At 69.0% G+C, this 17,000-nt stretch carries 20 protein-coding genes; 11 read left to right on the top strand and 9 right to left on the bottom strand.

Features of this window, described 5'->3' with window-relative positions; translation table 11 throughout:
* Window positions 1-78 precede the first annotated feature (78 nt).
* Complete coding sequence (gene nrfD / locus DACI_RS21410; protein ID WP_012206048.1) at window positions 79-1,122, bottom strand: NrfD/PsrC family molybdoenzyme membrane anchor subunit; 1,044 nt, start codon at window positions 1,120-1,122, stop codon at window positions 79-81.
* A gap of 16 nt (window positions 1,123-1,138) precedes the next feature.
* On the bottom strand, window positions 1,139-1,984 hold the full coding sequence (gene dsrO / locus DACI_RS21405) for a sulfate reduction electron transfer complex DsrMKJOP subunit DsrO (RefSeq protein WP_012206047.1): 846 nt from the start codon (window positions 1,982-1,984) through the stop codon (window positions 1,139-1,141).
* A gap of 333 nt (window positions 1,985-2,317) precedes the next feature.
* Between dsrO and DACI_RS21400 the strand changes: the two genes are divergently transcribed.
* Window positions 2,318-2,782 carry a hypothetical protein gene (locus tag DACI_RS21400; protein WP_012206046.1) on the top strand — a complete coding sequence of 155 codons (465 nt, stop codon included), beginning with the start codon at window positions 2,318-2,320 and terminating at the stop codon, window positions 2,780-2,782.
* Here the strand turns inward: DACI_RS21400 and DACI_RS21395 are convergent.
* The 4 genes from DACI_RS21395 to DACI_RS21380 form a co-directional block, all read right to left on the bottom strand.
* Complete coding sequence (locus DACI_RS21395; RefSeq protein ID WP_012206045.1) at window positions 2,767-3,168, bottom strand: DsrE family protein; 402 nt, start codon at window positions 3,166-3,168, stop codon at window positions 2,767-2,769. The genes DACI_RS21400 and DACI_RS21395 overlap by 16 nt on opposite strands.
* Before the next feature lie 11 nt (window positions 3,169-3,179).
* A complete protein-coding gene (gene dsbG / locus DACI_RS21390) occupies window positions 3,180-3,986 on the bottom strand; it encodes a thiol:disulfide interchange protein DsbG (RefSeq protein WP_012206044.1) in 807 nt (268 codons plus the stop codon).
* Window positions 3,983-4,981: a TlpA family protein disulfide reductase gene (locus tag DACI_RS21385; protein ID WP_012206043.1), complete on the bottom strand. Its 999-nt coding sequence runs from the start codon at window positions 4,979-4,981 to the stop codon at window positions 3,983-3,985. The genes dsbG and DACI_RS21385 overlap by 4 nt, the downstream gene beginning before the upstream one ends.
* 185 nt (window positions 4,982-5,166) lie before the next feature.
* Window positions 5,167-5,349, bottom strand: a complete 183-nt coding sequence (locus DACI_RS21380) for a hypothetical protein (protein ID WP_043782236.1) — start codon at window positions 5,347-5,349, stop codon at window positions 5,167-5,169.
* Between the two features lie 439 nt (window positions 5,350-5,788).
* Between DACI_RS21380 and DACI_RS21375 the strand changes: the two genes are divergently transcribed.
* The 7 genes from DACI_RS21375 to DACI_RS21345 all read left to right on the top strand — a co-directional run bounded on the left by DACI_RS21375 (window position 5,789) and on the right by DACI_RS21345 (window position 12,034).
* Window positions 5,789-6,451, top strand: a complete 663-nt coding sequence (locus DACI_RS21375; protein WP_012206042.1) for a response regulator — start codon at window positions 5,789-5,791, stop codon at window positions 6,449-6,451.
* Window positions 6,448-7,992 (top strand): ATP-binding protein, encoded by a 1,545-nt coding sequence (locus DACI_RS21370; protein ID WP_012206041.1) that lies wholly within the window; start codon window positions 6,448-6,450, stop codon window positions 7,990-7,992. The genes DACI_RS21375 and DACI_RS21370 overlap by 4 nt, the downstream gene beginning before the upstream one ends.
* Before the next feature lie 196 nt (window positions 7,993-8,188).
* Window positions 8,189-8,950, top strand: coding sequence for a c-type cytochrome (locus DACI_RS21365; RefSeq protein WP_043782235.1), 762 nt, complete (start codon window positions 8,189-8,191; stop codon window positions 8,948-8,950).
* A 17-nt stretch (window positions 8,951-8,967) separates the two neighbouring features.
* Entirely contained in the window at window positions 8,968-9,999 is a 1,032-nt protein-coding gene (locus DACI_RS21360; protein WP_012206039.1) for a c-type cytochrome, read from the top strand.
* Window positions 10,000-10,302: 303 nt separating this feature from the next.
* On the top strand, window positions 10,303-10,908 hold the full coding sequence (locus DACI_RS21355) for a DUF2325 domain-containing protein (protein ID WP_013802042.1): 606 nt from the start codon (window positions 10,303-10,305) through the stop codon (window positions 10,906-10,908).
* Window positions 10,905-11,408: a ferric iron uptake transcriptional regulator gene (gene fur, locus DACI_RS21350; protein WP_012206037.1), complete on the top strand. Its 504-nt coding sequence runs from the start codon at window positions 10,905-10,907 to the stop codon at window positions 11,406-11,408. The genes DACI_RS21355 and fur overlap by 4 nt, the downstream gene beginning before the upstream one ends.
* Entirely contained in the window at window positions 11,405-12,034 is a 630-nt protein-coding gene (locus DACI_RS21345; RefSeq protein WP_012206036.1) for a nitroreductase family protein, read from the top strand. Before fur ends, DACI_RS21345 begins: the two co-directional genes overlap by 4 nt.
* A 67-nt stretch (window positions 12,035-12,101) precedes the next feature.
* On the opposite strand, the gene DACI_RS21340 is transcribed toward DACI_RS21345, so the two are convergent.
* From DACI_RS21340 to DACI_RS21330, 3 genes are all read right to left on the bottom strand, one after another.
* On the bottom strand, window positions 12,102-12,989 hold the full coding sequence (locus DACI_RS21340) for a class I SAM-dependent methyltransferase (RefSeq protein ID WP_012206035.1): 888 nt from the start codon (window positions 12,987-12,989) through the stop codon (window positions 12,102-12,104).
* A 147-nt stretch (window positions 12,990-13,136) separates the two neighbouring features.
* A complete protein-coding gene (locus DACI_RS21335; protein WP_012206034.1) occupies window positions 13,137-13,721 on the bottom strand; it encodes a cysteine hydrolase family protein in 585 nt (194 codons plus the stop codon).
* Window positions 13,722-13,948: 227 nt separating this feature from the next.
* The gene (locus tag DACI_RS21330; RefSeq protein ID WP_012206033.1) at window positions 13,949-14,455 is read right to left on the bottom strand and encodes a hypothetical protein; all 507 of its coding nucleotides are present in this window, start codon (window positions 14,453-14,455) and stop codon (window positions 13,949-13,951) included.
* Between the two features lie 133 nt (window positions 14,456-14,588).
* Here DACI_RS21330 and DACI_RS21325 point away from each other — a divergent pair, with 133 nt between their 5' ends.
* From DACI_RS21325 to DACI_RS21315, 3 genes are all read left to right on the top strand, one after another.
* Window positions 14,589-14,951, top strand: a complete 363-nt coding sequence (locus tag DACI_RS21325) for a hypothetical protein (RefSeq protein ID WP_012206032.1) — start codon at window positions 14,589-14,591, stop codon at window positions 14,949-14,951.
* 179 nt (window positions 14,952-15,130) lie between these two features.
* On the top strand, window positions 15,131-16,468 hold the full coding sequence (locus DACI_RS21320) for a hemolysin family protein (protein ID WP_012206031.1): 1,338 nt from the start codon (window positions 15,131-15,133) through the stop codon (window positions 16,466-16,468).
* Window positions 16,455-16,967 (top strand): hypothetical protein, encoded by a 513-nt coding sequence (locus DACI_RS21315; RefSeq protein ID WP_012206030.1) that lies wholly within the window; start codon window positions 16,455-16,457, stop codon window positions 16,965-16,967. Before DACI_RS21320 ends, DACI_RS21315 begins: the two co-directional genes overlap by 14 nt.
* The last annotated feature ends 33 nt before the right edge of the window (window positions 16,968-17,000 follow it).

Below are 17,000 nucleotides of genomic sequence, written 5' to 3'. Positions count from 1 at the left end.
GAAAGGCTTTCTGTGGCGCGGCCGGCCGGTGGCGGGCCGCGCTCCGTGAATGGGTGAGGGGGCGTCAGGGCGGCGGTGTCAGAGGGCGCGGGCCGCGGCCGAGCGCGCGGGAAACAGCTCCAGCGCCCAGGTGGCCAGCGTCACCAGTGCAATGCACAGGCCGGCCACGCCCAGCATGCCCAGCAGGCCGTCGCCGCCCAGCGGCATGTGGTAGATGTACAGGCCCGCGCCGTACTTGGGCACGCCTTGCACGCCCATGAACAGCGCCCAGCGGAAGGCCCAGGCCGCTGCGGCCAGGCCCAGCCCCAGGGCCAGCGTGTAGCGCGGGCAGGCCATGCGCTGCCCACCCCGCACCAGGGCCCACAGCAAGGCGGCACCGGCCACGGCCGAGCCCAGCATGCTCAGGCGCCAGACCGGAAACTGCTGCCACAGCTGCAGCGCCGCCTGGAAGGAGCGGCCCTGGCCCAGCCAGCCGGCAACGGCCCAGACCGCCACCATGGCCAGCAGGCACAGCGCCAGCGCCAGGCCCAGCATGCGCAGGGCCTGCAGGGCGCCGGCATCGGGGCGGTGGCGGGCGGGCAGAAAGCGCGCCGTCACCAGCATGCAACCCACCGTGGCCAGCCAGCCCGTGAGTGCCAGGTTCAGCGGCACCCACAGCGTGTTCCACAGCGGGCGCGAGCGCACGGCCATCAGCTCGGCGCCGGTATAGGCGGTGATGGTCAGCGCCGACACGGCCAGCAGCGGCGCCAGCCAGCGCAGCCACTGCGGCCGGCCCAGCCACCAGGCCAGCACGAAGGCCAGCGCCAGTCCCACGAAGACGGGCAGCAGCAGGGCGCCCACCGACATCCACGACCACGGCGTGAAGTGCGCATAGAAATGCCAGAAGCGCGCAGGCTGGTGCAGGTCGGCCAGCAGCGACACGGGCGCGGCGATGGCGCTGACGGCCAGCACCAGCACGGCGGCCGGCAGCAGGCGCGCCATGGCGCTGCCGCGCGGCGCCCAGGCGCAGGCGGCGGCCAGCAGGGCGGCGCCCGTGGCAATGCCGGCCAGGAAGAAGTACTGCACGGCCCAGGGCAGCCAGGCCGATTCGTAGGCGGGGGTCAGGAGTTCGACGATGTGCATGGGGTGCTCCTTGCGTTCAGTGGGAAGTGACCAGCCGCACGCTGGCCTGCCCGTCCACGCCGTCAACGAAGGCGTCGGGCAATCCCAGGTAGTACACATGCGGGTCCGTGCCCATGGCGGGCTTGAGCACCTTGAGGTCCTTGGCGTGCTCGCGCATGCGCTGGCGGATCTCGCTGCCCTCGTCGTTGAGGTCGCCGATCACGCGGGCGCCGCCCACGCAGCTTTCCACGCAGGCCGGCAGCAGTCCGGCTTCCAGGCGGTGCTCGCAGAAGGTGCACTTGTCGGCGGTCTGCGTCTCGTGGTTGATGAAGCGTGCGTCATAGGGGCAGGCCTGCACGCAGTAGCCGCAGCCCACGCAGCGCTCGTTGTCCACCAGCACGATGCCGTCGCTGCGCTGGAAGGTGGCCTGCACCGGGCAGACCGGCACGCAGGGCGGGTTGTCGCAGTGGTTGCACAGGCGCGGCAGGTTGAGCATGGCCGGCGGCAGGTCCTCGTTGCCCGCGTGCTGCACCTCGTACTGCAGCACCGTGGTGCGGAACTGGCCCAGCGGCGGCAGGTTCTCCATGGAGCAGCTCACCGTGCAGGCCTGGCAGCCTATGCAGCGGCGCAGGTCCACCAGCATGCCGTAGCGCCTGCCGGCCTCGCCGGGACGGCGCGGCGGCTGGAAACCCGGGGTGCCGGGCGCGGCCGCCGCCACGGGCAGGGCCACGGCCGCCATGGCGGCAGCCAGCAGGTCCTGCAGGAAGCCGCGCTTGCCGGCGGCGGGCTGCGCATGGGCGGCGGTGCGGGCGGGGATGTCCTGGGAGGAGGGCTTGCAGCTGCAGTCGTTGCAGCCGCTGCCGGCGCGGGATGTTTTTGGCATGGCCTGTCTTTCATCGTCCTGCGGCCACGGAGGGTGGTCGCTCAAACCCAATAAAGCATTAAAAATATGCTTTTTATATTGAATTTAATATATGAAATTCAGGGCCTTGGCGGCTTGATGTGAGTCAAGCAATGGGCTTGCAAAGCGCCACCGACTGCCTGCCATGGACAGGCGCCCAAGGCAGTCCATAGCGTGTGGCGCAGGGATTAAGACGGGGTTAACAGGGTGACTGCATTCCTCGGGAATGCGGGGCGCGTATCGGAAATCACCCTCTTGTTTCCGTGCGCGGCCCCGGTCTACGCTGCTTGTGTCGCCACTGCCAAGGAGTTCTCCATGAACCATGCCCTGAACAGCCTTGCTTCGGAACTGGACCTTGCCGCCGAAGCCGGCGAGCACCTGAGGCTGCAATTCACGCAGGCCTGCGTGGACCGCATCGCGCACCTGCTGGAAGACCCGGACGTCATCCGCTGCGCACAAGGCCTTCGCCGCTACCTGGACGGCCAGATCGACAGGCAGGAACTGGACCGCCTGGCCCGCGAGGCGGCCAGCCTGGCCAACCACCACCAGGGATCACGCTCCCTCGACGGCTGCGGCCATGCCGCCGTGTCCGCCACCTATGCCACGGCCCATGGGCTGGCGGGCCGGGCGCTGCAGGCGGCCGACTATGCGGCCTACGCCATGGTCTATGGCGAGGGCGGCCACGGCGCCGTCACGGACCGGGAATCGTTCGAGCCCGAGTACCAATGGCAGGCGCGCTGCCTGGCCTCGCTGGCGCAGGCCGCTCAGCAGCGCACGTAGCACCAGGCCGACTGCTGCAGCAGGGCCAGTGACTCGATCCCGCCCTGCGGCAGCACGCGCATGCCGGCAGGCGCCTCGCGGCCCAGCTTCCTGAGCGTGTTCGGGCAGACCAGCGCATGGGCCAGGGCGGCCGCATCCAGATGCTGCGGCGTGCCCGGCGCAGCGTCCAGCAGCGCCTCGACGGCCGGGCCGTTGATGACGATGCGGACTTCGGCACCGGGCCGGTCCTGGCGCAGATTGGCCAGATTGCTGCGTGCACGGGCCAGGGCGCCGGGTGTGGGCGCATGCAGCACGATGCGCAGCGGCGACGCATCCGGCCGGGCGGGGAACAGGTCGCTCCAGTCGCTGGAGGCGGTGGAAGCGGCGGGAGAACGGCTTGTGCTCATGGTCGTCCTCGTCATTTCCTGCCACGCGGCCCCATGACCTCTTCCAGCAGGCCCGGCGGCAGGCCGGTGCGCACCTGCACCAGCCCCTTGTCATCCTTCCAGACCAGGGCCGGCGTGGCACGCAGGCCCCAGGTGGACATCAGCGAGGCATGGTTGGCCAACACCTGCCGCGTGGCCTGCGGCACCGGGGCCAGCGGCGTGGCGCCCGCGCCCTCTGCGCTGGCGCGGCCGGCCTTGGCATAGGCGCGTGCGTGCTCGGCCAGGGCCTGCTCGGGCTGGCGCGTGGTCAGCAAGGCGGCGGCCTTGCCCTCGCTGCTGGGCTTGAGGATGCCCACCAGAATGTGGCGCAACTGCACCTGGCCGCTCTCCACCCAGGGTCGGGCATCGTTCCACAGCTGGTTGCAATAGGGGCAGTTGGGGTCGGTGAACACATAGACCGTGCGCGGCGCGTCGGCGCGGCCATCCGGTATGGACTGGGCGCGCTGCACATCGCCCCACAGCTGCTCGCCCATGGGCTTTTGCACGGCGGCCTGCAGGGCCTGGGCGTTCACGTCGCGGCCCTGGGCGTCGATCACCGTGCCCAGCACCCAGTGCTTGCCGTCGGGCATGCGGTAGATGGGCACGGGCTGGCGGTCGCGGTAGGCGGCCCAGGCCTTGAGTCCGCCCACGGCCGGCAGCGGTCCCACCAGGGTCAGTCCCTGCTGGGCCAGGAAATCCTCCGATGGCAGCTCGGACGCCGCAGCCGGCAGGGCCAAGGCTGCCGACAGGGCCAGGGCTCCTGCCAGTGCAGGCAGGGGGAACAGGGGGGAAGCGCTCATGAACATTCCTTCAGATGCTGGGCCAGGCTGGCGCGCGACAGCTCGCCCATGCGCATGCCGCACAGCCGGCCGTCGGCGCCATAGAAATAGGTGGAAGGCAGGCCCCGCTGGCGCCAGTGCCGGCCGGCCTGCTGCTGCGGGTCGAACAGCACCTGGGCCAGCGGCAGCGGGGCTGCTGCCTGCTCGCGCCGCAGGTAGCCCGTCACGGCCTCGGCTGACTCGCCCTGGTTGATCCAGATGAAGCGCACATCGGGCCGCTGCTGCTGGGCCTGGGCCAGCACCGGCATCTCGCGTCTGCAAGGCGGGCACCAGGTGGCCCAGAGGTTGATCACCATGGGCTTGCCATCGGCCTGCTGCAGCTGCTGCAGCGAGACCGGCTGCGCCTGCCCGTTGACCAGGGTGAAGGCCGGCAGGGCCGGTGCATCTGCGGAGGGCAGCGCCTGCAGCAGGCTGCCCGGCACCAGCAGGGCAGCCCCCGCGCCCAGCGCCAGCCCTGTGGCGCGGCGCAGCACCGGGGAGCGGCGGCTGCGCCACAGCATGTACAGCAGCGCGGCCAGCAGGCCGGCCCAGAGGTTCCATCCCCCGTCGCGGATATCGACGACACGGCCTGCGAAGGCCGGCATCCCGCTCCAATCCCAGGGGGCCGGCGCGACCTCGGTCCACCACTGCGCGACATAGGCCAGGCGCGCCGCCAGCAGGCCGGCCAGGGTGCTTTGCCACAGCAGCGCATCCACGGCCTGGCCCGTGCGCCTTTCATTCCTGCGCGCCAGCCACTGCGCCAGCAGCCAGGCCAGCATGGCCACCACCACGCCCATCGGCAGGACCAGCGGGCCCAGCGCCAGGCTGGCAGGCAGGTGCAGCCAGGCGCCCAGCGCCGATAGCGCTGACGGCCCGCCAGGCTCTGCCGGTCCGGCAAGACCAGGCGAAGGCGCCAGCAGCAGGCCGGCAAGCAAGGGCAGGAAGGACGAAAGAAGAGGGGATGACCGGAGATGCATGGGCAAGGAGTTTCAGCCATGCAGGCTGACAGGTCGTGGATGCTGGCAGCGGGGAATTAACGGGGGGTTAACGGCCTCATGGCCTCACGGCCTCACCTGGCTTGCCGGGCGGCAGCGCCACCTCATGCGCTCGCAGGAAAAGGATTTTCTGCAATCGCAAGAAAATCCATCTCATGGATCGAGGGTCAGAACTTATTCCAGAGTGCTGCAAATACGCTGGAAAAAATCACAATGAAGATGGAAATTTTGAAAGCCAACCTGTTTTCCGATGGCATGCAGGGTCGCACCATCTTGTATTTGAAAGTGAGCATGATGGCGAAGAGGATCAGGGCGCCCACGACGGCAAGCCCTATTTGAAGTTCATTCATTGCATTTCTTTCCATTCAGCGGGATATGGGGGCGAGAGCTATGCAGCCCCTTGGGAGGCAAGGGTTGAATTGTGCATTGGTGATTGCAAGATCTACTGCAGTAAATCGCCGGGAGGATTCTGAAATCTTCCAGGATTTTTCTTAGTTGCCATAGGACTGGTCCTGCGTTTTTTCAGATTTTTGAATAGCCAATTATTTTCTGAAGAACCCAAGAATTGCGTTTTGCTCTCAGTCCCTGAAAGTCCCATGGGCACATGGCTGCAAAGCGAGCTGGCGGCCCGAACGTCGCGCCAACGCCTGGCCGCATTCTTGTACGCGTGCCTGCGAGATTCGGCATGCTGGCGCACACCTCGCTACAAATCTGCGATGCTCAGTCGCTTTTCGTTCCCGACTTGGATACAGACGGCGGGGCCTGGCGCCAGGCCCTGCGGACAACAACATGCATGTTCTCTTGGTGGAAGACAACGCGCTGGTGGCCAGCGGCGTGCGAGCCGGCCTGCAGCTGCAGGGCTTTGGCGTGGATACCGTGGCCTCGGCCGGGCAGGCGGATGCGGCCATCCGTTCCTCGCATTTCGATGCCTGTGTGCTGGACCTGGGCCTGCCGGACGAGGATGGTCTCTCGCTGCTGGCGCGCTGGCGCGGCCAGGGCCTGCAGGTGCCCGTGCTGGTGCTGACGGCGCGCGATGCCGTGTCACAGCGCATCGAAGGCCTGCAGACCGGCGCCGACGATTACCTGGTCAAGCCCTTTGACCTGCACGAACTGGCGGCGCGCCTGCATGCGCTGCTGCGCCGCGCGGCCGGCCGCAGCGTGGACTGGATCGAGCTGGGCGAGGTGCGCATCAACCCCGCTGCCGGCCACATCCAGCGCCAGGGCCGCACGGTGGAGCTGTCGCGCCGCGAGTGGTCGCTGCTGCGCGCGCTGCTGCAGTCGCCGGGCCGCATCCTGAGCACCGAGCAACTGCGCGACAGCCTCTACGGCTACAGCCAGGACGTGGAGAGCAATGCCGTCAACGTGCATGTGCACCACCTGCGCCGCAAGCTGGGCCATGAACTGGTGGAGACGGTGCGCGGCGAGGGCTATCGCCTGGGCCTGCACCCATGATGCGCAGCCTGCGCGTGCGCCTGCTGGCATGTCTGTGCCTGGCGCTGTGCACGCTGTGGGGCGGGGTGGCGGCCTGGATGTTCTCGGACATGCGCAACGAGCTGCGCACCGTGCTGGATGACCGGCTGATCGCCTCGGCGCGCATGGTGGCAGGCATCGTCCACCAGTTCCGGCCTGCCCGGGAGCTGCCGCAGGACTGGAGCCCCATGCTCAACGTGATCGCGCGCGACGGCGTGGCCTGCGAGGTCAGCCTGGTGCGCGGCGAGGTCCAGCCCGTGCGGCCCGAATCGGCCCTGCCGCAGGTGCTGGCCAAGACCGAGGGCAGTCCCGTGTTCCCGCAGAGCATGCCGCTGGGCTTCTCGACCATCATCAAGGGCGGCAAGCCCTGGCGCACCTATGTGCTGGAGGACCACGGCGTGCGCATCGCCACGGCCGACCGCATCGATGTGCGCGAGGGCCTGATCCACGGCTTTGCCTACACCATCGTCCTGCCCTTCGTGCTGGCGCTGCTGGCCAGCATGGGGCTGATGTGGTGGGCCGTGACCCAGGGCCTCAGGCCGCTGGAGGCCCTGCGGCGCGAACTGGCGCGCCGCCCGCCCGGCGACGACTCGCCCGTGGCCCAGGGCCTGCAGACGCGCGAGCTGGCGCCGCTGGTGGGCACGCTCAACCAGCTGCTGCACCGCGTGCGCGCCGCCATCGACCGCGAGCGCCGCTGGAGCGACGACGCCGCCCATGAGTTGCGCACGCCGCTCACCGCCATCAAGACCCATGTGCAGGTGGCGCAGATGGCGCTGGCGGCGCCCGGCATGCCTGCCGGCCTTCTGGCCGCGCCGCCCGGCTCCATGGCCCGCGATTCGCTGGCCCAGGCGGGCGAGGGCGTGGAGCACCTGCAGCACACGCTGGAGCAATTGCTGCTGCTGGCGCGGCTGGAGCAGCATGAACCTGGCGCTACCTCCGTGCTGGCCTGCGGCGATGCGCCTGCCGATGCGCTGCAGGCGCTGGACAAGGCCTGGCAACTGGCTGTGAATGCCGTGAGCGCCCAGGCCCCAGCGCCCGCGCTGCGCACATGGCTGGACAACGGCCAGCCCGTGCAGGACTGGCCTCTGGCCATCTCCGAGCCCCTGCTGGTCTCGGCCCTGCGCAATCTGCTGGAAAACGCCCTGCGCCATGCGCCGCAGCATGCCGTGGAACTGGCCGTGCGCCCCATTGGCGCCATGCCGGGCAAGACACAGCAGCCGGGCACAGGCTATGTGGAGTTCACCGTGGCCGACCACGGCCCGGGGCTCAGCGCCGAGGAATGCGAAGAGGCCACGCGGCGCTTTTGGCGCAAGCGTCCCCAGGAGCATGGCAGCGGCCTGGGACTGCCCATCGTGCAGCGCATCGCCGAATGCGCAGGCGGCTGCCTGCTGCTGCAGCCGCGCAGCCTGTGGCGGCCCGAGGAAGGCCAGGCCAGCGGCCTGGTCGCGCGCCTGTACCTGCCGCTGGCGGACGGCCCGGGCCCGCAGGCCCCGGCCCCCGGCCCGTTAACGCCGGCCCATTAACGCCGGCCCATTAACGCCGGCCCATTAACGCCGGCTTAATCTCGTTTCCGTATCGTGCGGGCCTGGCTGGCCAGCCCTGCGGGCATTGCGCCTTGCGGGGCGGCGGCCGGTATCCCTATTCGATCCTGTCCGCCGCAGCCGCGCGCTCCTCGGTGCGTGGCGCGGACGCATGGCAGGGCAAATGCCTCTTCCCACGATGATCCGCATGAACAAACAGACCCTGTCCCGGTCGTGCATCGCCATCGGCATCTGCATGCTGATGGGCAGCGCCTGGGCGCAAGACGCCGCGCCCAAGGCACCAGCGCCCGCAGCAGCGCCCACAGCTGCGGTGCAAGGCAGTGCAGCAGCCGGCCAGAAAATCGCCCAGTCGGGCACGCCCCAGGGTGCGGCGGCATGTGCCACCTGCCACGGCGCCAAGGGCGAGGGCATGGCGGGCTTTCCCGCCCTGGCCGGCCAGCACGCCGGCTATCTGGCGCGCCAGCTCCAGCACCTGGCCGACGGCAGCCGCCAGGCCCCCGTGATGGCGCCCATGGCCAAGGCCCTGTCGGCCCAGGACCGTGCCGACGTCTCGGCCTATTACGCCAGCCTGCCGCTGCCCATCCAGCCCGTGCGCGGCCCCCTGCCCAAGGGCAAGGACGATGACGGCGCCTGGCTGGTCGAGCGCGGCCGCTGGGCGGACGGCATTCCCGCCTGTGCCCAATGCCACGGCCCGGGCGGCGTGGGCGTGGGCGCCGATTTCCCGGCCATCGGCCACCTGACGGCCGACTACATGCAAAGCCAGGTCGCCGCCTGGAACAAGGGCCAGCGCGAGGCTGGCCCGCTGGGCCTCATGGGCAAGGTCGCGCAAAAGCTCACGCCCGCGGACATCCAGGCCGTGGCGGCCTACTACGCCCGCCTGCATGGCACCAGCTCCAGCACCAGCACCGCAGCCACGGCCTCCGCGCCAGCCAAACCCTGATGGACCGGGAGCCGAACATGTCCGACACACAACCCACCCGCGCCTCCAAAAACTCCAATACCGCCGAGTACGTCGTCGTCGCCTGCCTGTTCGCCGGCCTGGCGGGCGCGCTCGCCTATGGCATGTACATCAGCCAGCCAGACATGCCACCTGCGCCGGCCCGCGTGGGCGCGGTCCCCGCTGCGGCTGCCACCGCAGCCAGGGTCGATGCAAACGCGAATGCCCAGGTCACCTCCCAGGCCGTGAAAGTGGCTGCCGACGGCGAAGCCTTCACACCCCCCGGCGCCCGCGACATTCCCGACACGCCCATGGGCGAGTGGATCCGCCGCGGCGAGGCCATCTTCCTGCGCACGCCGGCCAACGCCGTGGGCTTTTCGGGCAACACCCTCAACTGCGTGAACTGCCACCTGGACGCAGGCCGGCTCAAGGGCGCCGCACCCATGTGGGGTGCCTACCCGCTGTACCCGGCCTACCGCAAGAAGACCAACCACGTGGACACCTTCGCCGAGCGCGTGCGCGGCTGCTTCATGTACAGCATGAACGGCAAGGCCCCCGATGACGGCCACGACATCCTCGTGGCGCTGGAGGCCTACGCCTACTGGATGGCCCAGAAGGCGCCCACGGGCGAGAAGCTGCCGGGTGCGGGCTTCACCAAGGTGGGCAAGGCCGCGCAGGAGCCCAGCTTCGAGCGCGGCGCCAAGGTCTACGAGGCCAAGTGCGCGCTGTGCCACGGCGTGCAGGGCCAGGGCCAGGAAACCGGCGGCGTGACCGTGTTCCCGCCGCTGTGGGGCAAGCAGTCCTACAACTGGGGCGCGGGCACGCATGAGGTGGACAAGGCCGCCAGCTTCATCAAGGGCAACATGCCCTACGGCAACCCCACGCTGGATGACCAGGAGGCCTGGGACGTGGCCACCTACATCAACAGCATGGAGCGTCCCCAGGACCCGCGCTTCACCGGCAACGTGGCCGACACGCGCAAGCAGTTCCACGACACGCCGTTCTCGCTGTACGGCACCGAGGTCAACGGCCGGCTGCTCAAGGGTCTTTGAGCAGGTCGGACAGGCAACGGCAGGCCGGGCGCAGGCCTGCGTTGCCGTACATGGCAGGGCGCTGACGGCCACCCTGCAAACGCATCTGCGCCGGTGCGGCCTTTGCACCAGACGGCGTACGGTCATCGGTTTGACGGCCGGCATTTCATGATTTAATAAGAATCATTCTCACTGATTTGCCAGCGCATCCGGCTTGCACCGCAGCACACCGCCTTGCCGGCAAGCCAGGCCCGTGCCGCACAGGGCCATGCGCAAAGGCCTTCGCGCGACCACCGCGCAATGCTCAGGTTTGCCGAGGAAACCATGACCCAGACCTTGGACGACATTCAGCAACTGGCGCATGAGCACCAGGTGCTGCTGCGTGGCTACGGCCACGCCCAGTTGCGCAGCAGCGAGCTGCTGTGCCTTCAAGCCCAGGAAATAGAGAGGCTGCAAAGGCTGGTGATCCGCCAGCGTGCGGCCTTGATGGCCAAGGAAACCCAGCTGCTGTGGGCGCGCGAGGAGCGCGAGGCGCTGGAGAAGGCCATTCCCGGCCTCTCGCGCCGCGTCACGCTGGCACGGCGCGTGGAGTCGCTGCTGGTGCGCGTGCAGGACCTGCTGCGCGAGCGTGCACGCTGGCAGCGCCAGACGGCCGCGCCCCTGGCCCAGCCCGCCATGCCTGCGCGGGAGCCCGAACAGGACGCCGAGGCCTTCGAGGCCAGCCTGCGCGAGGCCGATCTGGTGATCTGCCAGACCGGCTGCCTGAGCCACGGCGAGTACTGGCGCGTACAGGACCATTGCCAGCGCACGGGCAAGACCTGCGTGCTGGTGGAGCAGCCCGATGCGCTGCGCATTGTCCGCATACACCGGGGTGCCGAAGGCGGCGACAACCCCGCCATGACACTGACACACGGAGACACCACCGCATGACACGCAGCAAGATGCCCCTGAGCCCGGGCGGCGAACCCGAACTGCGCAGCGTCGGCCTGAAGGCCACGCTGCCGCGCATGCAGGTGCTGGAAATCTTCAGGCAGAGCGCATCGCGCCACCTGCATGCCGAGGACGTGTTCCGCCTGCTGGCCGAGCGGCGCGCCGAGGTGGGCCTGGCCACCGTCTACCGCGTGCTGTCGCAGCTGGAGGCCGCAGGCCTGCTGCTGCGCCAGACCTTTGAAAGCGGCAAGGCGGTGTTCGAGCTCAACGAGGGGCCGCACCATGACCACCTGATCTGCCTGCAGTGCGGACGCGTGGATGAATTCAGCAACGACCACATCGAGGCGCTGCAGCACCAGGTGGCCCAGGCCCACGGCTACCGCCTGGCCGACCACCGCCTGGCCCTGTACGGCCATTGCGGCGCGTGCTCGCAGCTGCCACCCGAATCACCGGCACAGCCCGTGCAGGCAAGACAGCCTGCGCTGCAGGACAACGAATGAGCACCAACGACAGATCCCTGACTCCCGAGCAGCGCGCCGCGCTGGACCTGCTGATGTCGCGCCAGTCACGCTGGCCGCTGCAGGAGCCGGCGCCCGGCCCCGGCGTGATCGACACCGTCATCGACGCGGCCTTGCGCGCCCCCGACCACGGCCAGCTGCGCCCCTGGCGCTTCGTGCTGGTGCAGGGCGATGCGCGCCATGCGCTGGGCGAGGTGTTCGTGCAGGCCGCCAAGGCGCGCGATCCCCAGGCCGACGCCGAGCGATTCCGCGCCAAGGCCCTGTCCGCCCCGCTGATCATCGCGCTGGGCGTGCACCTGCAGCCCGAGCACAAGGTGCCTGAAAGCGAGCAGCTGCTGGCCGGTGGCGCTGCCGCCATGAACATGCTCAACGCCCTGCACATCCTGGGCTTTGGCGGCTTCTGGGCCAGCGGTGCCAACAGCCACGATGCGCGCGTGCGCGAGGCCCTGGGATTCGAGCCCCATGACCGGCTCGTCGGCCTGCTGTATGTGGGCACGCCCGTCTCGTCCGGCCGCGAAGCACTGCGGCCGCCGCGCAACCGCTTTGTGCGCGAATGGCAGCCCGGGCAAGACCTGGCCCTGTCCTCCAGCGCGGCCGACGAAGGCTGATCCTGGTTCCCAGAAACAAGGATGCCCGGCTTGACCGGGCATCTTTCATTGCGGCTGCTCAATCGGCCTAAGCCGCCGTCTCGACCGACTTCAACTGGTAGATGGCATAGAAGTGCACGCCAAAGGTCCAGCGGAATGCCGGCCCCACCAGCGAGTAGGGCGGGCCGTAGCCTTCCATCACCTGGTGCGCGGCCACCAGCTGCAGGCGCGGATGGGCTTGCGCCAGATCGGCCTCGCGGCGCAGGCCCCAATGGAACTGGGCCTGGGTGAGCCGGACCGAGGGGTGCTGGCTTGCGCGCCCGGCGGCCAGCCAGCACATGGCGTCGAACACCAGTTCCGAACCCGGCGGGCTGCATTGCGCAAACGTGGTCCACAGCGCCTGTATCTGCTCTTTTTGCAGGTACATGGAAACGCCTTCGGCCATCATGAAGACGGCAGGCCCTGACCTGTCGGCCGGCAGTCCCAGCCGCTGCCACCAGTCGGCGTCGGCCAGGTCGAATTCACGGATCTCCTGGCGCTCCGATTGCCAGGGCAGCAACCGCCTGCGCAGTGCAACGACCGGCCCCAGGTCCGCATCCGTCATGTGCATCTGCCCGTTGTCCAGCCATTGGAAATAGTCGCTGAGGCCGCAGCCCAGGTTCACGACATGGCCCTGCGGCTGGCGCCGGAGAAAGTCCTGCGCCAGCGCGCGAAAGCAGTGCGTGCGCGCCAGCACGCCGTAGATGCTCTGCCTGTCCTGAAGCCAGCGGCTGCCGTCGTCGCCCAGCTGGGTCAGCGTGTCCAAGGCATGGGCATCGCTGACGGCCATGCCCGGAAACAGCCGGTCGCCCAGTGCGCGGGCGGTCAGCGGAATGCGCAGCGTCTCGCTGACGTCGGACAGTTTTTCCTGCCGGGGCGTGGAGGGCGGCGCATCGGTGAAAGCCGGGCCGGCCGACGGTGCAAGAGGTTCGGGCATTGCTCGCTCCTGTGGTGCGCTGCAGGCCAGCATGCCAGGCCTGCGCACGTCATGAACCAGTTAACGGAAATCATTCATATTGGTTTGATGCAAGGCTGCCACGGCACGACACGTGACGCTGCCATGGCCATCATGCGCGAAGTCCGTTCAGAACCGGCAGTCCGCAGTCTGCACCAGTTGCGCAAAGGCGCCGCCCAGCGTGCGGTTGTGGTGGCCGATGATGAGCTCGGCCTGCAGCAGCGGCGAATCGGTGGTGGTATGGGCATCCGCCACCAGCACCGGGCGAAAGCCCAGGCCGGCTGCGGCACGGCAGGTGGTGTCCACGCAGAACTCGGTCTTCATGCCGGCGATGACCAGTTCGGCAATGCCGGCTTCGGCAAGCCAGGTGGCCAGGCCGGTGCCCTCGAAGCAGCTGGGCCGTGTCTTGTCGAAGACGCGGTCCCGCTGTGCCTCGATGCCCAGCTGCGGCAGCAGTTGCGTGAGCGGGCTGCCCGGGGCGATCGGCGAGCCTGCAGGGCCGGTGTGGCGCGCAGCGAAGATGGGCGCGCCGGCTTCACGGGCGCGGGCGATCAGTTGTCCGGTGTTCGCCAGCACGCGGTCCTTGTCGAACGGCGCATCGCTGCCGTTGAAAAGACCTTGCTGCATGTCGATGACGAGCAGGGCACGCCGTGGGCCGTCCGGTGCGGCCGTCGAGGAGGAAGCGGCGGAAGGGGCGGAAGGGGAAATCTGCATGAAGTCTCTCCGGTGATGCCCTGGATGCACGGAGAAACGCAAAGGCCCCGACCATCGTGGGCGGGGCCTTGGGGGATGGTGGCTGCCTTGCGGCGCTCAGGTATCCGTCCACGGTCCGCCGTTGGCGGTCGTGGTGGTGGTCGTGAGGCGGTGCGTGGCAAAAACCATCCGCGCATCCTGAGGCCGGCGATGCGGCCTGTCAACCCTTGCGTGCGCGGGCCTGGCCCTCACGACTTGTTGACCTTGTGGTCCTCGCCCTTGGCTTCTTCCATGGCCTCGGGCTCCAGCTCCTCGGCGGAGCGGTTGAGGTGGATGAAGGCGCCCCAGCCCAGCAGCAGGACACCCACGGCGCTGACCAGGGCGGCGGGGTAGAGCAGGTGGGCGGGTTCTTCCTGCGTCTTGAAGGCGGCGACCAGGGCCTCCACGGCCAGCGCGACGACCAGCACCACCAGAAAGCGCGAGAGAAAGCGGCGCACGCGCGTGGGGCCGCTGATGTGGGCCTCGCGTATGACTTCCTCTTCGGTGATGGTCTGGGCGATCTGCAGTGCAACCACGCCGGAGGCCAGGATGCCCAGCGCCTCGACGATGCGCAGGCCCGATTCGCCATCCACGCCATGCGCCATGGCGTTCCAGCCCTTCAGGCCCGCGATCCAGAGCAGGGCCACGGCGGCCAGCGAAAACAGCAGCGCGATGAGGGCGTGCAACACGGTGAAAAGGGTATGGATGGCTTTCATGGCAGAGGGCGGAGAGTGGGCCGTGGCGCATGTTTCCACGGCGCCGGCGCGCCGCTTGTAGGAAGCGGCGAACAGCGGTGGACAGGCGGCCTGCCTGTCTGCGGTTCACGGGCATGGATAGAATCCGAAGACCATGTCCAGATGGTTCATCGCGGTTTTCTCCCTGCACTTCGTCGTCAGCGTGGCCTTGTCCACGCTGGGGCTTGCGCCATGGCGCGCCCTGCCGCACGAGCCATGCGAGCCGCCCGGTGTCCACCCGCGCGCGGCCTGCGCCGGCCCGGAGCGCGCGGCGGCGCCGCGGGTGGACACGGTGTCCCTGCTCGATGACTTCGACCACGCGCTGATGGACGATCAGCAGGACCTCCCCGATGTCGTGCACGCCGTGGACGGCATGCCGGCACCCCGCCTGCAGGCCGGGCGCCACATCACCGCCAGCCTGCGCGAAGGCCCTTGGCGCAGCCTGGCCCCGCCCGACCGGCCTCCCCGGGCAGCCTGATCCCCATTGCCGTTTTTCTGACCTGCAGTGCCCTGCGCCTGCGGTGCCTCTGCCGCTTCGGGACCCTGTCCTGAATGCCCGGCTGCCGGGCTGGCCCCTGGCTTTCCTTCTTCCCGGACCCATCGCCGCATGGGCCCTTTCTGCCGCAGCTGCGGCTTCCGGTTCCCACAACACGCATCATGGAAATTGCCATACTTTTTGCGCTGATCCTGCTCAATGGCGTCTTCGCCATGTCCGAGATCGCGCTGGTGACGGCGCGCAAGGCGCGCCTGCAAAAACTCATTGACGAGGGCGATGCCGGCGCCGCCGCCGCCGCGCAACTGGGGGCCGACCCCACGCGCTTTCTGTCCACCATCCAGATCGGCATCACCTCCATCGGCGTGCTCAACGGCATCGTCGGCGAGGCCGCGCTGGCCGCCCCCCTGGCCGAGTGGCTGCAGCGCCTGGGCGTGCCCGCGCCCTACGGCGGCTACACGGCCACGGCGCTGGTGGTGGTGCTGATCACCTATTTCTCCATCGTCGTCGGCGAACTGGTGCCCAAGCGCATCGGCCAGACCTATCCCGAGACCTTTGCGCGCCTGATCGCACGCCCAGTCAACTGGCTGGCCCATCTGACCAAGCCCTTCGTGGTGCTGCTGTCCGTGTCCACCCATGCGCTGCTGCGCCTGCTGGGCGTCAAGGAAAACAGCGGCAGCGCCGTCACGGAGGAAGAAATCCACGCCATGCTGGCCGAAGGCACGACGGCCGGCGTCATCGAATCGCACGAGCACACCATGGTGCGCAACGTGTTCCGCCTTGATGACCGCCAGATCGGCTCGCTGATGGTGCCGCGCAGCGACGTGGTCTGCCTGGATGCGGATGCGCCGTTCGAGGACAACCTGCGCGTGATCGAGCAGTCCGACCACGCGCGCTTTCCCGTGGTGCGCGGCGGCATGGATTCCATCATCGGCGTGCTCAACGCGCGCCAGTGGCTGTCGCGCGCGCTGCAGGGTAAGGAACAGGGCCTGACCGACCAGCCCATGCAGACCGCGCTCTATGTGCCCGAGACCATCACCGGCATGGAACTGCTGGAGAGCTTTCGCCTGTCCGACGTGCACATGGCCTTCGTGATCGACGAGTACGGCGAGGTCCAGGGCATCGTCACCCTGCAGGACCTGGTGGAGGCCATCGCGGGCGAATTCCAGCCGCGTGACCCGCGCAACTCCTGGGCGCTGCAGCGCGAGGACGGCAGCTGGCTGCTGGACGGCCACATCCCCGTGCCCGAACTCAAGGACCGGCTGGAGCTGGCCACCGTGCCCGAGGAAGAGCGCGGCCGCTACCACACGCTGGCCGGCATGGTCATGCTGCTCACGGGCCGGCTGCCGCGTGTCACCGACACCGTGCAATGGGAAGGCTGGCGCTTCGAGGTGGTGGACATGGACGGCAAGGCCATCGACAAGGTGCTGGCCATGCGCGTGGACGTGTCGCTGCAGGTACCGGGTGGTGAAGACGTCGGTGCAGCCCATGCCGCGCGCTGAACGCCGGGGCCCGCGCGGCGCATGGAAACTGCTGGCATGCGCGGCGGCCGTGGTCTTCATGGCCGCCTGCCTGGACGGCGTGCAGGGCTATCCGCAGCAGCAGGCGCCCATCATCAGCCCCTACGACATGACCCAGGAGCAGCGGCTTGCCGAAATGAACGCCATGGGCGCGGCCGGCCACGCCGACCATCGCTGGACCTACGAACTGCGCCCCGGCTGCGTGCTGCGCGTGGACCTGGACGGCCCGCAGGGCCCCAGGCCTTCGCATGACATCGCCCTGCTGGGCAGCGTGGTGGCCGTCACGGCCCAGCGCGAACGCGGCAGTTTCCGCGTGGAGCTGCAGCCCGGCGACGGCCTGCAGGCCGCGCGCTCCCTGGTGCTGGAAAGCGCCAAATGGGCCGACGCCAGCTGGACCCAGCTGCTGCTGCGCCTGATGCAAAAGGGCTGCGTGGAAATGCAGGGCCTCTCGCATGGCAGGGGGGCCGCAGGCCGGCACTGAAGAGGCATGAAGCGCGGCGGGCAGGCTGCTTGC

Origin of the sequence: Delftia acidovorans SPH-1, from assembly GCF_000018665.1 — a bacterium.
GTDB classification, from domain to species: Bacteria; Pseudomonadota; Gammaproteobacteria; order Burkholderiales; family Burkholderiaceae_C; genus Comamonas; species Comamonas acidovorans.
Note: the sequence above shows the minus strand (reverse complement) of the source record. Positions and strands in the feature narration are given on the sequence as shown.

What these genes read in the sequence shown, in the direction of transcription:
- nrfD (WP_012206048.1), bottom strand. Translation starts at nt 1,122, where the DNA reads ATGCACATCGTCGAACTCCTGACCCCCGCCTACGAATCGGCCTGGCTG.
- dsrO (WP_012206047.1), bottom strand. Translation starts at nt 1,984, where the DNA reads ATGCCAAAAACATCCCGCGCCGGCAGCGGCTGCAACGACTGCAGCTGC.
- DACI_RS21400 (WP_012206046.1), top strand. Translation starts at nt 2,318, where the DNA reads ATGAACCATGCCCTGAACAGCCTTGCTTCGGAACTGGACCTTGCCGCC.
- DACI_RS21395 (WP_012206045.1), bottom strand. Translation starts at nt 3,168, where the DNA reads ATGAGCACAAGCCGTTCTCCCGCCGCTTCCACCGCCTCCAGCGACTGG.
- dsbG (WP_012206044.1), bottom strand. Translation starts at nt 3,986, where the DNA reads ATGAGCGCTTCCCCCCTGTTCCCCCTGCCTGCACTGGCAGGAGCCCTG.
- DACI_RS21385 (WP_012206043.1), bottom strand. Translation starts at nt 4,981, where the DNA reads ATGCATCTCCGGTCATCCCCTCTTCTTTCGTCCTTCCTGCCCTTGCTT.
- DACI_RS21380 (WP_043782236.1), bottom strand. Translation starts at nt 5,349, where the DNA reads ATGAATGAACTTCAAATAGGGCTTGCCGTCGTGGGCGCCCTGATCCTC.
- DACI_RS21375 (WP_012206042.1), top strand. Translation starts at nt 5,789, where the DNA reads ATGCATGTTCTCTTGGTGGAAGACAACGCGCTGGTGGCCAGCGGCGTG.
- DACI_RS21370 (WP_012206041.1), top strand. Translation starts at nt 6,448, where the DNA reads ATGATGCGCAGCCTGCGCGTGCGCCTGCTGGCATGTCTGTGCCTGGCG.
- DACI_RS21365 (WP_043782235.1), top strand. Translation starts at nt 8,189, where the DNA reads ATGATCCGCATGAACAAACAGACCCTGTCCCGGTCGTGCATCGCCATC.
- DACI_RS21360 (WP_012206039.1), top strand. Translation starts at nt 8,968, where the DNA reads ATGTCCGACACACAACCCACCCGCGCCTCCAAAAACTCCAATACCGCC.
- DACI_RS21355 (WP_013802042.1), top strand. Translation starts at nt 10,303, where the DNA reads ATGACCCAGACCTTGGACGACATTCAGCAACTGGCGCATGAGCACCAG.
- fur (WP_012206037.1), top strand. Translation starts at nt 10,905, where the DNA reads ATGACACGCAGCAAGATGCCCCTGAGCCCGGGCGGCGAACCCGAACTG.
- DACI_RS21345 (WP_012206036.1), top strand. Translation starts at nt 11,405, where the DNA reads ATGAGCACCAACGACAGATCCCTGACTCCCGAGCAGCGCGCCGCGCTG.
- DACI_RS21340 (WP_012206035.1), bottom strand. Translation starts at nt 12,989, where the DNA reads ATGCCCGAACCTCTTGCACCGTCGGCCGGCCCGGCTTTCACCGATGCG.
- DACI_RS21335 (WP_012206034.1), bottom strand. Translation starts at nt 13,721, where the DNA reads ATGCAGATTTCCCCTTCCGCCCCTTCCGCCGCTTCCTCCTCGACGGCC.
- DACI_RS21330 (WP_012206033.1), bottom strand. Translation starts at nt 14,455, where the DNA reads ATGAAAGCCATCCATACCCTTTTCACCGTGTTGCACGCCCTCATCGCG.
- DACI_RS21325 (WP_012206032.1), top strand. Translation starts at nt 14,589, where the DNA reads ATGTCCAGATGGTTCATCGCGGTTTTCTCCCTGCACTTCGTCGTCAGC.
- DACI_RS21320 (WP_012206031.1), top strand. Translation starts at nt 15,131, where the DNA reads ATGGAAATTGCCATACTTTTTGCGCTGATCCTGCTCAATGGCGTCTTC.
- DACI_RS21315 (WP_012206030.1), top strand. Translation starts at nt 16,455, where the DNA reads ATGCCGCGCGCTGAACGCCGGGGCCCGCGCGGCGCATGGAAACTGCTG.